Origin of the sequence: Bacillus sp. FSL P4-0290, assembly GCF_037975435.1 — a bacterium.
In the GTDB taxonomy this organism is placed as follows: Bacteria; Bacillota; Bacilli; order Bacillales; family Bacillaceae; genus Bacillus; species Bacillus subtilis.
In genome coordinates this window covers 1,904,084-1,920,738 of the sequence record NZ_CP150253.1, presented here as the reverse complement: position 1 = coordinate 1,920,738, position 16,655 = coordinate 1,904,084, and the positions used below count along the sequence as shown (strand labels likewise).

General features: G+C 42.1%; 18 protein-coding genes and 1 riboswitch. Of the genes, 2 read left to right on the top strand and 16 right to left on the bottom strand.

Features of this window, described 5'->3' with window-relative positions; genetic code table 11:
• Positions 1-32: 32 nt before the first annotated feature.
• The 15 genes from cmk to MKY10_RS10250 all read right to left on the bottom strand — a co-directional run bounded on the left by cmk (position 33) and on the right by MKY10_RS10250 (position 13,449).
• Positions 33-707: a (d)CMP kinase gene (cmk, locus tag MKY10_RS10320; protein WP_003230555.1), complete on the bottom strand. Its 675-nt coding sequence runs from the start codon at positions 705-707 to the stop codon at positions 33-35.
• Positions 708-785: 78 nt separating this feature from the next.
• Positions 786-962, bottom strand: coding sequence for a YpfB family protein (locus MKY10_RS10315; protein WP_003230553.1), 177 nt, complete (start codon positions 960-962; stop codon positions 786-788).
• A gap of 44 nt (positions 963-1,006) precedes the next feature.
• Positions 1,007-1,660 carry a cyclic di-GMP receptor DgrA gene (gene dgrA, locus MKY10_RS10310; RefSeq protein ID WP_003230551.1) on the bottom strand — a complete coding sequence of 218 codons (654 nt, stop codon included), beginning with the start codon at positions 1,658-1,660 and terminating at the stop codon, positions 1,007-1,009.
• A gap of 92 nt (positions 1,661-1,752) precedes the next feature.
• A complete protein-coding gene (gene ypeB / locus MKY10_RS10305) occupies positions 1,753-3,105 on the bottom strand; it encodes a germination protein YpeB (protein ID WP_003230547.1) in 1,353 nt (450 codons plus the stop codon).
• 34 nt (positions 3,106-3,139) lie between these two features.
• Positions 3,140-4,057, bottom strand: coding sequence for a spore cortex-lytic enzyme (gene sleB, locus MKY10_RS10300; RefSeq protein ID WP_004398523.1), 918 nt, complete (start codon positions 4,055-4,057; stop codon positions 3,140-3,142).
• 138 nt (positions 4,058-4,195) lie between these two features.
• Complete coding sequence (gene prsW / locus MKY10_RS10295; protein ID WP_003230542.1) at positions 4,196-4,852, bottom strand: glutamic-type intramembrane protease PrsW; 657 nt, start codon at positions 4,850-4,852, stop codon at positions 4,196-4,198.
• Between the two features lie 119 nt (positions 4,853-4,971).
• Entirely contained in the window at positions 4,972-5,946 is a 975-nt protein-coding gene (locus tag MKY10_RS10290; RefSeq protein ID WP_004399008.1) for a YpdA family putative bacillithiol disulfide reductase, read from the bottom strand.
• 108 nt (positions 5,947-6,054) lie between these two features.
• On the bottom strand, positions 6,055-7,329 hold the full coding sequence (gudB, locus tag MKY10_RS10285) for an NAD-specific glutamate dehydrogenase (RefSeq protein WP_003230536.1): 1,275 nt from the start codon (positions 7,327-7,329) through the stop codon (positions 6,055-6,057).
• Positions 7,330-7,484: 155 nt separating this feature from the next.
• Positions 7,485-8,069, bottom strand: a complete 585-nt coding sequence (locus tag MKY10_RS10280; protein WP_003230533.1) for a genetic competence negative regulator — start codon at positions 8,067-8,069, stop codon at positions 7,485-7,487.
• A 158-nt stretch (positions 8,070-8,227) separates the two neighbouring features.
• Positions 8,228-9,007 carry a metallophosphoesterase gene (locus MKY10_RS10275; RefSeq protein WP_015251802.1) on the bottom strand — a complete coding sequence of 260 codons (780 nt, stop codon included), beginning with the start codon at positions 9,005-9,007 and terminating at the stop codon, positions 8,228-8,230.
• 86 nt (positions 9,008-9,093) lie between these two features.
• Entirely contained in the window at positions 9,094-9,537 is a 444-nt protein-coding gene (locus MKY10_RS10270; protein WP_003230531.1) for a YpbF family protein, read from the bottom strand.
• A gap of 62 nt (positions 9,538-9,599) precedes the next feature.
• Positions 9,600-10,328, bottom strand: a complete 729-nt coding sequence (locus tag MKY10_RS10265; RefSeq protein ID WP_114523461.1) for a LysM peptidoglycan-binding domain-containing protein — start codon at positions 10,326-10,328, stop codon at positions 9,600-9,602.
• Complete coding sequence (locus MKY10_RS10260) at positions 10,279-10,881, bottom strand: CPBP family intramembrane glutamic endopeptidase (RefSeq protein ID WP_339226433.1); 603 nt, start codon at positions 10,879-10,881, stop codon at positions 10,279-10,281. The genes MKY10_RS10265 and MKY10_RS10260 overlap by 50 nt, the downstream gene beginning before the upstream one ends.
• Positions 10,882-10,907: 26 nt before the next feature.
• Positions 10,908-12,398: an ATP-dependent DNA helicase RecQ gene (locus MKY10_RS10255; protein ID WP_048655119.1), complete on the bottom strand. Its 1,491-nt coding sequence runs from the start codon at positions 12,396-12,398 to the stop codon at positions 10,908-10,910.
• Positions 12,391-13,449, bottom strand: coding sequence for a helix-turn-helix domain-containing protein (locus MKY10_RS10250; RefSeq protein WP_004398594.1), 1,059 nt, complete (start codon positions 13,447-13,449; stop codon positions 12,391-12,393). Before MKY10_RS10250 ends, MKY10_RS10255 begins: the two co-directional genes overlap by 8 nt.
• A 265-nt stretch (positions 13,450-13,714) precedes the next feature.
• Here MKY10_RS10250 and MKY10_RS10245 point away from each other — a divergent pair, with 265 nt between their 5' ends.
• The gene (locus MKY10_RS10245) at positions 13,715-13,963 is read left to right on the top strand and encodes a ferredoxin (protein WP_003225461.1); all 249 of its coding nucleotides are present in this window, start codon (positions 13,715-13,717) and stop codon (positions 13,961-13,963) included.
• 39 nt (positions 13,964-14,002) lie between these two features.
• Here MKY10_RS10245 and fmnP read toward each other — a convergent pair whose 3' ends face one another.
• A complete protein-coding gene (gene fmnP, locus MKY10_RS10240) occupies positions 14,003-14,575 on the bottom strand; it encodes a riboflavin transporter FmnP (protein WP_004399159.1) in 573 nt (190 codons plus the stop codon).
• A 153-nt stretch (positions 14,576-14,728) separates the two neighbouring features.
• Positions 14,729-14,863, bottom strand: a riboswitch (FMN riboswitch).
• Positions 14,864-15,071: 208 nt separating this feature from the next.
• On the opposite strand from fmnP, the gene serA reads away from it, so the two are divergent.
• Complete coding sequence (gene serA / locus MKY10_RS10235) at positions 15,072-16,649, top strand: phosphoglycerate dehydrogenase (protein ID WP_004398713.1); 1,578 nt, start codon at positions 15,072-15,074, stop codon at positions 16,647-16,649.
• Positions 16,650-16,655 lie beyond the last annotated feature (6 nt).

Here is a 16,655-nt window from a genome sequence, read left to right as displayed (position 1 = left end):
GAAAAATTCAAAAAAAGTGGCATTTGCCATCCTCAGCGGGACTTTTGCTCCACAGCCTCGAGGATTTTATCAGCTACCTCTTGAATGGAAAGCGATGTCGTGTCGATTTCAAGAGCGTCTTCTGCTTTACGCAGCGGAGATACTTCGCGCTCTGAATCAAGCTTGTCTCTTCTTGCAATTTCCTCAATTAATGTTTCGTAGTTGACATCAAAGCCTTTTTTCACATTTTCTTCATAACGGCGTTTCGCTCTCTCTTCCACAGATGCCAAAAGAAAGATTTTTACTTCTGCATTTGGCAGCACATGCGTCCCGATGTCACGACCATCCATGACGACGCCGCCTTTTTCCCCAAGCTGCTGCTGGCGTTTCACCATTTCTTCTCTGACACTTCTGTGCTTGGCCGCAATTGAAACTTGGTTGCTGATTTCATCTGTTCTGATCGCCTCAGTTACATCGGTGCCGTTTACAAACACTTTTTGTCCATCTTTTGTTGTAATCAGCTCAATGTCTGTCCGCTTTAGCAGCTCAGCCAGTTTTTCTTCATCTGTCAGATCAACGTTTTCCTGTAAAGCCGCGTACGTAATCGCCCGATACATCGCTCCTGTATCAATATATATGTACGATTTTTTCTCAGCCACAATTTTGGCAACGGTGCTTTTCCCCGCAGCTGCCGGGCCGTCGATTGCAATCGATAATTTCTTTTCCATAATTCCTCTCCTTGCTCTTTTCTCCTCTAAGGATTGTATCACGAACTTTATGAAAAAGGGTGAAAAATTGATGAATAATTAATGTTTGAAGGTTTCAATCCTATTGTTTTCCTCCATTTTATCCACCCCTTCATATTGAATCACTTTTGATACGTATGGTTCAATATGCTGATAGTGAAAAAGAAATTGGACACCAAGTAAAATGATGGCCTGAATGAACAATAATTTGATCAGCAGCCGTTCAAATGTTTTCATTGGAGCACCTCCATTACAAATAGTATGGAAGTGTTTGCCGATGTTTATTCCATTCGGGCCTTTCTTCTCTTATTTAACTGGCGCCTGATGCAGTATTGAAGCAAAGCCTGCTGGTCACCTGCTGCAATTTCTGAATACTCTAAAGTCATTTTTCGTTTTTCTGACTTGGGGTCATTAAAGATTCGTCTGACAACTGCTTCTGTTTCTATTTGACGTGTGTGCTCCTCTTCAGGAAGACGGATGATCAGGCGCAATGATTCCCCCGATTGAAAAGAAAGGCCATCAGCTAAAACCACGGCGATGCCGCCTGCACTGATGTTATAGGATAGTGTGCGGATCTCTTCTTCATTTCCCGGCTGAATTTGCACATCTAATACCGCATCAGTTCTTACATATTGGCGGCGCTGGATTCTTTTCATTTTTTCACGGGGAGGCATTTCAAGACAGATCATTTGAAGTTTGTCCTTCACTTTACCTTTTATACGGCTTATAAAGCGATAAGGAACTTCGTCTTTTCCCACAAACTCTACCGTTACTTCCATATCGTTATGTAAAATCACAGTTCGCCCTGTAACTACATCAACAGGATACGCGATCAAAAGTTCATTGTTTTCGATGCTGACCGCCTTGCTTTTTGCCTTTTTCAATTCATTTTCTTCTATATATTCTAAAAGTACATTTTCTCCAATCTCTATCATTGACTTCACTCTTTCGCATTCAATATACTCACGTTTTTATTAAAGCACGTAATGAAAAAAAGGAAAAGACATTTAGTCCTTTCCTCCTGTTTTTATAGGTCTTTATATATAGGTTCTGCATTTTTTAGTTTTTCAACCTTTTCTTCCGATCCGTCTTTGGCATTGATATACATTCTGAATGTGTCATTTTCAATTGTCCCAAGCATTTCGTAGCATAACACTTCTTGACCTAGTTCATTTGTAATCAAAGCGAGCCTTGTTTCTCTCACTTGTACATTTTTATTTAATTTAGACTTTGCCTCTGCTTCAGTAATTGCAGGCTTAGGTATGGTTCTTTTTCTGTGAGATGTGAGGAAGTCTCTTGCTGAAAAGCCGACAACCTCACCGTCATCCAAGGCCACTTTCATACGAATTGCCTCGGGGTACATCCGGACTTTATTTTCAACAGGAACATATGAAAATACACCGATTTTATCATATTGGGCACTTTCATCAATTTCCAAATCATCTGTTTCAAATCCGTTTTTCTTTAAAAATGCAAGCGCTCGGTTCGATCCGTCATTTAAACTGATTTTCTGATCTTTCACTTCTCTGTTTTGGATCAAGTATACCGGATGCCCGCCCTTCTTCGTAATATCCATATAAATCACTGCTTTATGGTCTGGGTCTTTCATGCTGATGCTATATACATCGCGATTTGTTTTTTTTCCGCTCTTTACCACTTTAATTGAATAATTGTCATCTGGGGCAAAGCGCTCAGCAATTTGTTTTGCTTCCTGTTCGGAAATTTGTTTTCCCTTCAGATGGCTGAAGCCTTTCTCTTCTTTTTTCGTACTGGTGAAACTCGGGCCAAGATCAGTGCCAGTGGAGAATGCACCAACATTTTTTTCGACTGTTTTAAAGCTGTTGATAATCGTATTATCACTTTGTTTTTCGTCAGAAGCCAGAGCCATTTCTACGTCCATCCAGCGAAGGTTTTTGCTCATGACAAGGTGCTGAACATGACGCAATTCATTTTGTATATCTTCGGACTGCTGATATAGCTTATTTAGTGATGTATACTCGTTTTTATCAAGCGGCTTTTGGTCCAAATCTCTGACTGACGTTTTATAGCTGAAATCGCCGATCTTTGATAATAGCTCTTCAGTTTTATTAAACGGCATTAATGTAAGCGGCAGCTGACTGACGCTGTTATGAGCTTCTGATGTAATCCTCCACACATCGATCAATGCAGGCGACAGTGATTTTTGGCTGTTCATGGCAAGTGTTGTTCCGATTTTATCATGAAGCTGATCCACCTGATAGGTAAGCTCATGAAACGCCCGCTGATAGTTATTTTCAGCATGAAGAAGAACTGCGTCTTTTTCCTGGTGTTCTTTGTATCCCCAGTAGCCTGTACCGACTATTGCAATACCAAGCACGGCGATTAAAATTCCTCTGATCATTTATCACACCTCTTTTTATGCTTTCTCATATCTGCTACTCACAGAAAATGTGTTTACCGATTCTTTTAATCTGCGGACGCCCCCAAATCCACGGACTTGTAGCCGTATCCGGATTAAAGTAGTAAAGTGCTTCCTCTGATGGGTCCCAGCCATTGATGGCATCCAGCACTGCTTCTCGTGCCGTTTCATTCGGCTGCATGTAAATTTGTCCGTCGGCTACTGCTGTGAAGGCAAGCGGCTCAAAAATAACCCCCGCTACTGAATTTGGAAATAACGGGCTGTTCAAACGGTTTAAAATGACTGCTGCAATAGCAACCTGCCCCTCGTACGGCTCGCCCCGGGCTTCGCCATAAACCGCTTGAGCAAGCAGCCTGATATCGTTGTTGGAAAATCCACCAGGCATGTTCGCTGCTACCGCATCCTGTTTTCTTGCTTTTGCTGGTGTATTGTTTTGCTGTTTATTCGCATTCGCTTTAGGCTTCTGCGTTGTTTTTTCCGCAGGCTGTTTCTGCCGTGCTTCTGCTTGTTGTCTTGCCTTTTGTGTTGCTGCTTTTGATGGTTTCGTCTGATACTTTAGCGGAATTTTTCCGTAATGCGTGAATGTATTCCCTTTATTGAGCTGTTCCATGACATATTCACGATAGTATTTTGATTTACATATTAAGGTTTGCTTTGTTTTAGCTCCTACAAGGCCGTCAACCTCTTTTAACCCGAATTGATCCTGAAAATTTCGAACTGCCCAGTACGTCCCCCATCCATAAACCCCGTCAATTTTTCCGTTATAATATCCGTTGTATTGAAGACGCGCCTGAAGCTCGACCACATCATCCCCTGTTGCCCCTCTTTGAATGACCTGATTCGAAAAGGCAGAGATCGTTTCAGTATTAATAAACGTCGTTATTGTAAAGGAAAAAAGGATGAGACATGCCATAATCGATCCTTTGGACTTCATCTTTTCAAGCCTCCTACTGCAAATTTTTAAGTGTAATCGTATTTTCTGTAACGAGGTTATTTTTATACACTCTTTCCTTGTTATCCCTCAGAACATAAAAACTGCACACAAAAAAGCCGCACGGTTGCTGTGCGGCTTCTATACTTGCATCATATTAACGGAACGGGCTTTTTTCGCTTTACGCAAACCAAACCACCATAAAAATACCATAAATGGAAGCATATAATAAATCCAATTGCTAAGCGCTGTTAGGATAAAATCATATGATCCATGCAAAAGGGATGGGACAACTAAAGAAAGAGTAAGCCACTTTACACGCGCCTTATCAGCGGAAAAACGGGCTTTTCCAAGGTAAAATCCCATTATAACGCCAATCAAGGCATGGCATGAAACAGGCAGCAGCGCCCTGACAAACGCATGCTCCACGCCGTGGCCAATTAAATAAAGAATATTTTCGAGGGTTGCAAAACCGAGTGATACACTTGCACCGTACACAATCCCGTCATAATGCTCATCAAAGTGGGCGTGCGGGTAAACACTGATCATCAGTATAAACCATTTTAATGATTCCTCCAAAAACCCCGAAGATAAAAAAGAAACGAAAAAGCTTCCGCCTCCTACATTCTCTTTTTCAAGTACATACTGGATAAACATGATGGGAAATACAAGAACAACCCCGAGAAAAAACGACCGTAGCACCATATGTACAGGTTCATTATCATACTGATCTTTTAAATAAAAATAACTTAATAACGCGATGCCGGGGGCAATTCCTGCAGAGATGATTGCAAACATCAGGCAACCTCTTTCCTTTATATTCCTACATCTATCCTACCATGTTGTTTAAAATTTTACATCTGTCTGCACTTAAAAAAACAAAAAGAGCATACGAATGCATCATATGCTCCTCATCTTTAATGGTTTTCTCTTTTGGCGATTTCCGCTGCGATATGCCCCCCGTGAAACCTGCCGTTTTCAATAAATATTTCATTTGCATTGTTTCCCGCAGCAATAACACCGGCAATAAAGACACCTTCAACGTTCGTTTCCATCGTTTCTTCGTTGAAAAATGGACGCCCTGTTTCTTTATCAATTTCAACACCAATTTTTTCAAGAAATTGATGATCGGGATGATAGCCTGTCATGGCAAATACAAAATCATTTTTAATGGTAATGAGTTCTTTCTCTCCGGAGCGAAACACAACTTCATTCTCGGTGATTTTTTCGACACAAGCTCCAAATTCCATACGGATTGTACCGTTTCTGACGAGAGCTTCAAATTCCGGCAGAATCCACGGCTTAATGCTCGGAGAATACTCATTGCCCCTATATAAAACTGTGACACGCGCCCCAGATTTCACGAGTTCAAGGGCGGCGTCCACGCTTGAATTTTTCCCGCCGATGACAACAACATCTTTATCAAAATACGGGTGGCCTTCTTTAAAATAATGAAATACTTTCGGCAAATCCTCACCGGGTACGCCCATATAGTTTGGATGATCATAATAGCCTGTGGCGATGATACAATATGGCGTCGTGTAGGTCTCTTTTGACGTCTCAATAACGAATGTGTTATTTTGCGTTTTCGTCACTTTACGCACCATTTCAAACGCATTAACACGGATGTTTTTCCGTTTAACGACTTCCCGGTAATACGATAAAGCCTGAATTCTGACAGGCTTCCTGTTCTCTGTAATAAATGCCACATCTCCGATTTCGAGCTTTTCACTTGAACTGAAAAAGGTTTGATGCGTCGGGTAATTGTAAATACTGTTAACGACATTGCCTTTTTCGATGACGAGGGCATCAATGCCAATTTGTTTTAGGTGAATGGCAGCAGATAGTCCACAAGGTCCTCCGCCTATAATAATTGCTTTTTCTTGAATCATTTCTGTCAACTCCTGCGATTGGCATTTCACTTCATATTTTCTATTTCCGAATAAAAAAATCTCCTATTTTATCATAGGAGATTTTTTATTTTTATGCAAATCATCAACTTATATCCAGCCTCTAAAACGCGAAGCTTCAGCCATTTTGCGAACGCCGACCATATATGCAGCGAGCCTCATGTCAATTCTTCGGTTGTTAGCCATTTCGTAAATATTGTTAAATGATTTGACCATCATTTTTTCTAATTTTTCTTCTACCTCTTCTTCACTCCAGTAGAAGCCTTGGTTATTCTGAACCCATTCAAAATAAGAAACTGTTACGCCACCGGCACTTGCCAGCACGTCTGGTACAAGCAGAATGTCCCGGTCTGAAAGAATTTTTGTTCCTTCAAGCGTTGTTGGTCCGTTCGCTGCTTCAACGACAATTTTAGCCCGGATATTATGGGCATTTTCTTCTGTAATTTGATTTTCAATCGCAGCAGGAACGAGAATATCACAATCCAGCTCCAGCAGCTCTTGGTTGGTAATGGTATCGTTGAAAAGCTTTGTTACGGTACCGAAGCTGTCGCGTCGGTCGAGTAAATAATCGATATCAAGGCCTTCCGGATCATAAAGTCCGCCATACGCATCTGAGATGCCGACAACTTTTGCCCCCGCATCATGCATAAATTTTGCCAAATAGCTTCCCGCGTTTCCGAAGCCTTGGACAACGACACGCGCACCTTTAATATCGATGCCTCTCTTCTTAGCCGCTTCTTTAATACAGATGGTAACACCTTTTGCTGTCGCAGATTCTCTCCCGTGAGATCCGCCAAGCACAAGCGGTTTGCCTGTAATAAATCCAGGCGAATTAAATTCATCAATTCTTGAATACTCATCCATCATCCAAGCCATGATTTGTGAGTTTGTAAATACATCCGGTGCCGGCACGTCTTTTGTCGGGCCGACAATTTGGCTGATCGCTCTGACATACCCTCTGCTCAGACGCTCCAGCTCTCTAAACGACATATCCCTTGGATCACAAACAATTCCGCCTTTACCACCGCCATATGGAAGATCAATTATGCCGCATTTTAAACTCATCCAAATTGAAAGCGCCTTCACCTCTTTTTCTGTTACGTTCGGGTGAAAACGTATCCCGCCTTTCGTTGGACCGACAGAGTCATTGTGCTGCGCACGATATCCTGTGAAAATCTTTACTGAACCGTCGTCCATACGAACAGGTATTTTTACCGTTAATAATCTCATCGGCTCTTTTAACAATTCGTATACCTCTTCGGGATATCCCAATTTTTCCAGAGCCTTATGTATTACGGTTTGGGTTGATTTTAATACATCAAGTTTGTCCTCTTCTGTATGACCGGTGTTTCGATCGGCTGCCATTTGAGTTAACCTCCTAGAATCTTCTGTTTCTCACATGCTCCCTTTCAGAGAATAGTATACACCTTCATATGATCTGTGCATAGAATAAACGTTATGTTTTTCCATGTTTTTTAACGAAAAAAAACTGCTGAAATCAGCAGTTTTCCGTTGCATTCTTATGAAAAATGAGTTTGTATCGTTTCTACGGCATTACCGTCCATAATGAGCTTACCATACTCTTGCAGGCGATAAATCGTTAAAGTTGTCGGATTGCCGTATTCAGCCAGAACCGCCACAACCCCTTCAGCCGTATGTGACCCTAGATCTTCAAGGCTTAAAAAGTACTGCCCGTCATAGTGGTAGACAGTTCCCCCTGTGATACCGATTCGCTGTAAGCTTTCTGAAAGCTGAATGATATCTTCAAAGGAATGGAATTGATATATGATGTCCGCGCTTTCATCAAGCTTGACTTGCATTTCGATGTAATCATCATCATACTCATCGTCTTCTGAATCGGCGTCTTGGTTCTTTGTTACGATCACGACCATCCCTTGTGCTTGGAGAGAATACACTTCCACTGCAATCGGTCCATTCGCTTCAAAGCCGAGCTCTGTATTTGCTTCATTCATCATATCTTTAAATAACTGGTGGACTTTGAATGAGTCCTTCCAGAGGTCTTCTTTTGTCAATCCCCGGTCTGTCAAATCATCGAGGGTTAAAAAGATTTTGATCTTATTATAATTCAGACGCTCAAGCCGCATAACGTTCCCTCCTGCCTCTACTTGCACACAAATCATATAACACATTATATGAGATGATGAGTCATAGGTTCTTAATTGTTATCAGTTTACACTGAGTTCACTAGTAAGACAAGCACAATGCAGTTTTTATTGCCATACGGATTTTTGCTTTTTAGAAGTTATTCTGGCCCGCAAAGAGTCACAATGTGAGTTTCAGGCTCAGCACCTAAACGAAGAGGCACTTTTGTCGTGCCGTAGCCGTTGCTGATCAGATATGCCGCGTTTTTAACAATACCTGTTTTCCCCAGTTCATAAGGACCGAATTTTCCAAACCTGATCTGGCCTCCATGGGTATGTCCGCTGAATATCACATCAATACCGTCATCTTCATTGATTTGTTCATGAATCTCCGGATTATGGCAAACCAGAATATTCAGCTGGCTTTCATCAAGTTCTTTGATGGCTTCCTCATAATGATCCATCTCCATCCTGATATCATCAACCCCCGCAATCGCAATCGTATGCCCATTGTATGAAAACGGGACTGACTCATTTCTCAGAGCGATGACGCCGTGCGCTTTAAATATGGAATACAGCTTATGCTGCCTGACTTCATAATCATTATTCCCCCACACAAACACGATAGGGACCCCGAAATGTACGAGCCTTTTGATGTTTTCCTCGATTCTCGCACTGGGCACCCCGCCCTCAGCTAAATCACCGCCGATTATAACCAAGTGGGGGGCATGGCTTCGCGCTTTTTCTAAAAGGTCTTGATCGATGAGACGTTTGTGAATGTCTGAAATAAAAAAGATTGTCAGAGGCGGCTTGCCCTTCATCTTTGATAAAGGAAACGTATGTGTCTTCAAATGATTGCCTTTTGCTGTTGCATACATTTTTGCCGTCATTGCCGCTGCCGCAACAGTTAGTACACCGGCAATTTTCACTGATAGCTTCATAAAAAACTCTCCATTCTTTTTAGAACTTATCAATAAGACGGACAATAAAAAAAAGACGTTTCTATCGTTTGAGAAAACGCCCCATTTTATTTACTTTCAAAATATAGATTAATGTCATATTTGTGCTTCATCATATGAAAAACAGACTCTCTCGCCTTCCATTTATCGGGCTGCGGCCAGAGATCAGTGCTTTTCTGAATAATTTCACATCTCAGTTTATGGAAATCAGTCTCGGATTTTTCTTCCTTTTTCTTGAAATAATATGAAGTGCAGTAGGCAAAAGCGGTTGCCAGCATCCAAAATAAATAAAAGGTATGGCTAAGTATTTCTTGAAGTATAAGCTGAGGCTCCGGGCTTTTGATCATGATCATAACACATAATAAGCCTAGGCAGATAAGTGAAGCCCATCGCCATCTGCGGCATTGTGCTGCATAATTTTCGAATTTTTGTTTTCGTTTTACCAGCGCTTGGAGCATCTGTTTGGTCGGCGCGTCTGTAAACTGATCCAGCTGATTCCATAAGGATTCCATACGCTTCACACCTTGTCCATTTTCATTGCTACAATATATGAACGTAAAATAAAAATAATACCCTATTCATCCATTAAGGGGATGTCCAAAACTTGTCCGGTGTAAACATCATTTCCATTCAGATGATTATACGCTCGAATTTTTTCTTCTCCTGTCCGGCTTTTATAATACTTCATGGAAATGCGGTATAGCGTTTCTTTCTTTTGGACGGTGTGCTTGACAACGCGATTCGGCACATTTTGAACTGGCTCAGCCGGCTGTTCTTGCTGTTGTACTGTTGATTGGGAAGAGGAAGCAGCCGCGGCGGTTGCTTCCTCCTTATTTGCCGAGTCTTCTTTTTCTGCTACAGCAGTCTGTTTCTTATCATCAGCGGTTTTTGCCGGCTCTTTTGGCTTGGAATCTTTAAGCTCTTTTTTTGACTCCTTCTGCAGTGCGGTCTCTTTAGTGTCTGCGGTATCGTTTTTATCCTCTGATTTCGGGACAACCTCATATTTGCTTTGGCTGCTGTCAATAAAAACATCTTCATAATCGTCATGATTATCCGGGTGGCTCTTTAGATAAAATAAGGTGACTAAAACGATAACCGGCACAAATACAAATATTACTGCGAGTACTGTGAATAATGGCGTTTTTGTTTTGCCTTGCTTTTTTTTCTGTTCTCTTTGATTTTTTACAGATTGTCTTGTCGGAAGGCTTTCTCCATCATCGACATAATCGTCCGCCAATGCGGCGTTTTGATCTTCATAAAGATTCTGGGCTTTTCTTCTCTCTACTCTCGACATGTTCGTCATGTTTATCCCTCCTCACATGTTCAAAACGAATCTGACAGGCAAACACGGCATCAATGATAAAATGCGCCGTCATCGGAACAAATAAGTTGCCGGTCCATTCATACATCAGACCGAGCAAAAAGCTGATTGCTGTCACCATAATAAATAACAGCCATTTTGACAAATACCGAAAGTGCAGAGCGGCAAATATAAGGCTGGCCGCCCATAAACCGATATGAGTCTGCAGCACTCCTCTGAATAACATTTCTTCCGCGAAAGCAATCAGAAGCGTTAAAAATATAATATGAGGGATTGACCTCTTACTGAATATTTTTTTATTGATTCCGCCGTCATCATATAAATGAGACAGAAACCATTTCATTACTGCCATATCGGCTAAAATAACAATAACAGCTATAGAAACACCATACCAGATGATTCGCATATCGCGAATGTCCCAGAGCTTTAATACGTCCCGTACATCCTCAAAAAAGAACAGTCCTGCTGCAGCAGCGGCAAAGATGATGAGTAGCTGCGTCAAATATAACTGCTTCAGCATATCACGGTCAGTCATATGCTGAATATAATCTTTTTGCTGTTTCAGTTCAGCTCACCTACAGTCTGCAAGCTGAATATCCGGTGCAATTCCGAACTCCAGCTGTCTAATGGCGCCATTTTACTCCGTTCCCCTTTTTGTTCATACAAGGATAAATCAAAACCGCAATGTGAACAGCACGGGAGGTTTCCGTCATCAGGCTCGTATGATTCATCAAAGTAGGTTAATAGTGCCTGCCTTAAACAGCCATCACGCTGAAGCAAAAATGATGCACGGTGCATTTTTTCCAGCTTCAGCTCCATGCGATATGAAATTTCTTTCTTCATCAGTTCAACTGATGTTTTCCCCTGCATAAAGAGATGAATCATCATACGGGCCTGTGTCTCTCCGACGCCATACTGAAGTAATACGTCACGAAGCCTTCTCTCATCCCGCTCCTCCGTCTTCTCTAGCACACGGATCACGTCGGCGATTTCTTCAGCTGTGACACTCTCCATCTGGATAATCTGTTCCTGCAATTCAAAATCCCCTGGCGCCCGCAGCAAAATGCTGACACTCGGCTTTCCGTCGCGGCCCGCTCTGCCGATTTCCTGCATAAAAGCTTCTGCCGTCTGCGGGAGGTGAAAATGAATCACATATCTGATATCGGGTTTATCGACACCCATTCCAAACGCATTCGTACAACATATCACATCAAGCTGGTTATGAATAAACTGCTGCTGAATTAAAATCCTGTCCCCTGACTCCAAACCGCCATGGTAAAAGTCGGCTCTGCTGCTCGTTTTGCTTTTAATTTCACCCGCTAATTCCTCAGCCCATTTCCGTGTCGGACAATAAACAATTCCCGGACCTTGCAGGTTTTCAACCAGCTGAATGACCCTATCTATTTTTTCGGCAGTATCCGCCGCATTTTCAACCCTCAGTGCGATGTTTGGGCGGTTGACTGAGTTGAGATGGCGTACAGCATGCTGCAGCTCCAGCAGGTTCATGACATCTTGCAGCGTTTCCTTTGTAGCCGTGGCGGTCAATGCCAGAACGGGCGGGTGTCCAAGTTTTTTTCTCAGCTGTCCGAGCTTTGAATAATCAGGCCTGAAGTCGTGTCCCCATTCAGAAATACAATGCGCTTCGTCAATAACAAATAGGCTGATCGGGACGCTTTTCAATTTTTCCAATACATATGGAGACTGTAAAGCTTCAGGAGACAAGTACAAAAATTTATATCGATGAATATGTTCTAAAACAAATTGTCTTTCCTGCCTGTTAAGCATGCTGTTCAAAGCTGCAGCACGCTTTTCCCCCCGGGCTTTCAGCTGCTGCACCTGATCCTCCATTAAAGAAAGCAGTGGAGAAACGATTAATACCATGCCGTCAAGCATATAACCAGGCAGCTGGTAGCAAAGCGATTTCCCTCCCCCAGTCGGGAGCATTGCAATGGTATCCTTCCCGCTGAGTATGCTTTCAATAATGTCCTGCTGCCCTTTTTTAAAGGAAGTAAAACCAAAAAACTGATATAACGTTTGCTGTAATTTAGTCATATTGCTGCACCTGCTTTGTCAATGCCAGTCTGATTTGAAAGTAGCTGAACCGCTGTTCCAGCCCGTCGCGAATTTGTTTGATTTTATTCGTCCGCATCCGTTTGGCAAACTCTGCGATTTGAAGCTGGTCTTCTGCTGATACATAGTCATTAATCATAAACGCAGGCTCATGGAGAGAAATCTCGACAATGTGGTCTTCAATCGTCGCTGTTTTCAGCTTTCTGATTTCAGCAATTCGCTGTATCGGAAACCCTTGTTTGACCATCTGCCATGTTTTCCTCGTCGACTCTGTCAGGGCATTATCTAAGTGCACATCAGAAAGGAGATCCTTTAACAAAGCATCTTCACACTCCGGAAGAGAATGAATAAAATAATGTACCGAAGCCCAAAACATGATATAGACATACCATTCGTCTTCTTTCAGCGTATCAGCAAGCTGCCTGCTCGTATAACCGATCCGATGGTGCGAGGTTAAGGAGTAGACAAAAATTTGCGCTGCTTTGTTTTCAATCTTTTTCAAATGCGCCTCAAGCATGGCAAAAAGGCTTTTTGCCATCTCTATATGATCCGTATGCCGGGACAGGTATTTCTTTACCCAGTGAAGTGTCTTATGATCCTTTGTGACAGGGATATACTGCCTGCTCCCTTGCTGTTTATGGGATAGGACCTGCACAAGCAGCGAAAGCCTTTTCCAAAGCACGCCGGCAGCCTGCTGATAATGAGCGCCGTGACAATGAACGGGCCAAGGCCGCTCGCTAAGGGCATGTCTCAAAACTGCTGCGCCGCTGGCTGTCACTTTGTATGTATCTGATTCAGACATTGGCGCGAGATATGAATGCTTTTCAAGCTTGTCAAGCGACGCAGAAATATCGCTTCTCGAACATTTTGCCGCCATTCCAAAGTATTTTGCAGTCTGAAATAAGCCGGCATCTTGAATGGTCTGTGACGATCTCTTGCCTTTGAATAGGTGAAAAACAGCGCTTCCCGACCGTTCCCCGTTTATTTTGCAAAGACAATCGAGAACCATAATATCGAAGTAATTTAATGACAACCTATCCACCTACATTCTTCCTGACAAAAATCGTTGATTTGCTCTTTTTATTTTAACAGATTTCAAACAGAAATCGACGTTTAAAGTCATCATTAAGGGGGATGTTATGTAGATAACCCCTTATGTGATAAGCATTCTCAATCATTTTTCTGTTGAAATGTGGCAGCAACATCATTACAATAAGTAAGAGGAATAGGTGTTAAATTGATTAAATATAAAGATTGATCCATTTGTTCCACCAAGAACAATCTGGGAGGTTTTATTCATGGCAAAGTACACAATCGTAGACAAAGATACATGTATTGCATGCGGCGCTTGCGGAGCTGCTGCACCAGACATTTACGATTACGATGATGAAGGCATCGCGTTCGTAACGCTTGATGAAAACAAAGGTGTTGTCGAAGTTCCTGAGGTACTGGAAGAAGATATGATTGACGCATTTGAAGGATGCCCTACTGATTCCATCAAAGTGGCGGATGAGCCATTTGAAGGCGACCCGCTTAAATTTGAATAGAAGTAACTAAAAAAAGCTCCCGAACGGGAGCTTTTTTATTTAATGGATATGTGCACTTCGCTGCTGCTCAATCCATGGCTTAAGCTTGATAAAAATTAGTGAGAATACAACCGTAATTACAATACCTTTTATCATGTTAAACGGCAGGATACCTGCGACGACTGCTGTTTTTAGCGCGCTGTCGGATAATGCCGGTGAATGTAAAAACCACGTGTATGCCGGAAGAATCAGAACATAATTTAAAATACTCATTAAAATGGTCATCGCTGCAGTTCCCAAAAGCAGGCTGACAGCCAAGCCCTTTGCTGAGTTGAGTTTTTTAAATAAGAAAGCAGTCGGTAATATAAAGAGTGTTCCTGCAATAAAATTCGCAACTTGCCCTACAGGAACTCCGGCCATGCTTCCCTGAATGATATACTGAAGAACATTTTTTATCGCTTCTACGGCAATACCCGCCAAAGGTCCGTAAATCAGAATGGCAATAATTGCGGGAACGTCGCTAAAATCGATTTTTAAATAATCCGGAAGACCCGGAAACGGGAAATTTAACAGCATCAAAACAAATGCAATGCTGCTCAGCATGCTGACCACAACTAATTTTTTTACTTTCACTTCATTCTCTCCTTTTCGATCACATCTTACTCGAAAACGGAAAGGTTCTTTTCCAGCCAATAAAAAAACCGCTTCATATATAAAAGCGGGGTTTCGAAAATTAGGCTAGGCAAAGAAACGTTTGAAAAATTCAATTTCAAAACGCTTATGAACCTCCATCTTCTCCCATCCAGACTGTACTGTCGGCTCCGGAATCTCACCGAATCCTGCTGTAAAGACAGCTCGCGGGCTTAGAGCCATTGGCTCATCACCGCCGGTAGGGAATTTCACCCTGCCCCGAAGATTGATCATATGAAATTTAATTACATTATAAACGATAACTGGTTGGCTGTATAGAGAATTGCTTCAAATTAAATATATTACCTGCAAGCTGTCAGATCATTGATTTATTAGGCTTTACTTTTATCCTTTACTGCGTCAATACACGTTGACACTCTTTTGAGAATATGTTAAATTATCAGATATTTAGTTTGTCAATTTAGGAGGAAATCTAACGATGTTTCGAGTATTGGTCTCAGACAAAATGAGCAACGACGGTTTACAGCCACTTATTGAATCAGACTTTATTGAAATCGTTCAAAAAAACGTAGCAGATGCAGAAGATGAATTACATACTTTTGATGCTCTTTTGGTGCGAAGTGCGACAAAAGTAACAGAAGACCTTTTCAACAAAATGACTTCTTTAAAAATTGTCGGAAGAGCCGGTGTCGGTGTCGATAATATCGATATTGATGAGGCTACGAAACACGGGGTAATCGTGATCAATGCTCCGAACGGCAACACCATTTCGACAGCTGAGCATACATTTGCAATGATCTCTTCTTTAATGAGACACATTCCGCAGGCTAATATCTCAGTGAAATCCAGAGAGTGGAACCGCACAGCTTATGTGGGTTCAGAGCTCTATGGAAAAACGCTTGGTATTGTAGGATTAGGCCGAATCGGAAGTGAAATTGCACAGCGTGCGAGAGCGTTCGGTATGACAGTGCACGTTTTTGATCCTTTCTTAACGGAAGAAAGAGCGAAAAAAATCGGCGTAAACAGCCGTACATTTGAAGAAGTGCTTGAAAGTGCGGATATCATTACCGTTCACACGCCTTTAACAAAAGAAACAAAAGGCTTATTGAATAAAGAAACGATTGCAAAAACGAAAAAAGGCGTTCGCTTAATTAACTGTGCGCGAGGCGGAATTATCGATGAAGCAGCACTTCTCGAAGCTTTGGAAAACGGGCATGTTGCGGGAGCGGCTCTTGACGTTTTCGAAGTCGAACCGCCAGTTGACAACAAACTTGTTGATCATCCATTAGTCATTGCCACTCCTCACTTGGGAGCATCAACGAAAGAAGCACAGCTCAATGTCGCCGCCCAAGTGTCAGAAGAAGTTCTGCAGTTCGCAAAAGGCCTGCCTGTCATGTCAGCTATCAACCTGCCTGCCATGACAAAAGATGAATTTGCTAAAATTAAGCCTTACCATCAAATTGCAGGAAAAATTGGCAGCCTTGTATCACAGTGCATGAAAGAACCAGTACAGGATGTTGCCATTCAATATGAAGGCACAATTGCTAAACTTGAAACATCGTTCATTACAAAAGCCCTTCTGTCAGGCTTTTTAAAACCGCGCGTTGACTCTACTGTTAATGAGGTCAATGCCGGGGGTGTCGCAAAAGAACGCGGCATCAGCTTCAGTGAAAAAATTTCCTCTTCTGAATCTGGATACGATAACTGCATCAGCGTAAAAGTGACAGGAGACCGCAGCACCTTTACTGTAACGGCTACGTATATTCCTCATTTCGGAGAACGAATTGTCGAGATCAATGGATTTAATATTGATTTTTATCCGACAGGTCACTTGGTGTATATCCAGCATCAAGATACAACAGGTGTCATTGGCCGAGTAGGACGTATTCTCGGAGATAACGATATTAACATTGCAACTATGCAGGTTGGCCGTAAGGAAAAAGGCGGAGAAGCCATCATGATGCTTTCCTTTGACAGACATCTGGAAGATAAAATTGTGAAAGAACTAACAAATGTCCCTGATATTGTGTCTGTGAAACTCATTGATCTGCCATAATCAAAA

Excerpts from the sequence above, each read along its gene's own strand:
- MKY10_RS10255 (WP_048655119.1), bottom strand. The coding sequence starts at position 12,398 with ATGACTAAATTACAGCAAACGTTATATCAGTTTTTTGGTTTTACTTCC.
- serA (WP_004398713.1), top strand. The coding sequence starts at position 15,072 with ATGTTTCGAGTATTGGTCTCAGACAAAATGAGCAACGACGGTTTACAG.
- MKY10_RS10315 (WP_003230553.1), bottom strand. The coding sequence starts at position 962 with ATGAAAACATTTGAACGGCTGCTGATCAAATTATTGTTCATTCAGGCC.
- MKY10_RS10270 (WP_003230531.1), bottom strand. The coding sequence starts at position 9,537 with ATGGAATCCTTATGGAATCAGCTGGATCAGTTTACAGACGCGCCGACC.
- ypeB (WP_003230547.1), bottom strand. The coding sequence starts at position 3,105 with ATGATCAGAGGAATTTTAATCGCCGTGCTTGGTATTGCAATAGTCGGT.
- MKY10_RS10290 (WP_004399008.1), bottom strand. The coding sequence starts at position 5,946 with ATGATTCAAGAAAAAGCAATTATTATAGGCGGAGGACCTTGTGGACTA.
- MKY10_RS10260 (WP_339226433.1), bottom strand. The coding sequence starts at position 10,881 with ATGACTGACCGTGATATGCTGAAGCAGTTATATTTGACGCAGCTACTC.
- sleB (WP_004398523.1), bottom strand. The coding sequence starts at position 4,057 with ATGAAGTCCAAAGGATCGATTATGGCATGTCTCATCCTTTTTTCCTTT.
- MKY10_RS10280 (WP_003230533.1), bottom strand. The coding sequence starts at position 8,069 with ATGCGGCTTGAGCGTCTGAATTATAATAAGATCAAAATCTTTTTAACC.
- MKY10_RS10245 (WP_003225461.1), top strand. The coding sequence starts at position 13,715 with ATGGCAAAGTACACAATCGTAGACAAAGATACATGTATTGCATGCGGC.
- dgrA (WP_003230551.1), bottom strand. The coding sequence starts at position 1,660 with ATGATAGAGATTGGAGAAAATGTACTTTTAGAATATATAGAAGAAAAT.
- prsW (WP_003230542.1), bottom strand. The coding sequence starts at position 4,852 with ATGTTTGCAATCATCTCTGCAGGAATTGCCCCCGGCATCGCGTTATTA.
- MKY10_RS10275 (WP_015251802.1), bottom strand. The coding sequence starts at position 9,007 with ATGAAGCTATCAGTGAAAATTGCCGGTGTACTAACTGTTGCGGCAGCG.
- cmk (WP_003230555.1), bottom strand. The coding sequence starts at position 707 with ATGGAAAAGAAATTATCGATTGCAATCGACGGCCCGGCAGCTGCGGGG.
- MKY10_RS10265 (WP_114523461.1), bottom strand. The coding sequence starts at position 10,328 with ATGACGAACATGTCGAGAGTAGAGAGAAGAAAAGCCCAGAATCTTTAT.
- gudB (WP_003230536.1), bottom strand. The coding sequence starts at position 7,329 with ATGGCAGCCGATCGAAACACCGGTCATACAGAAGAGGACAAACTTGAT.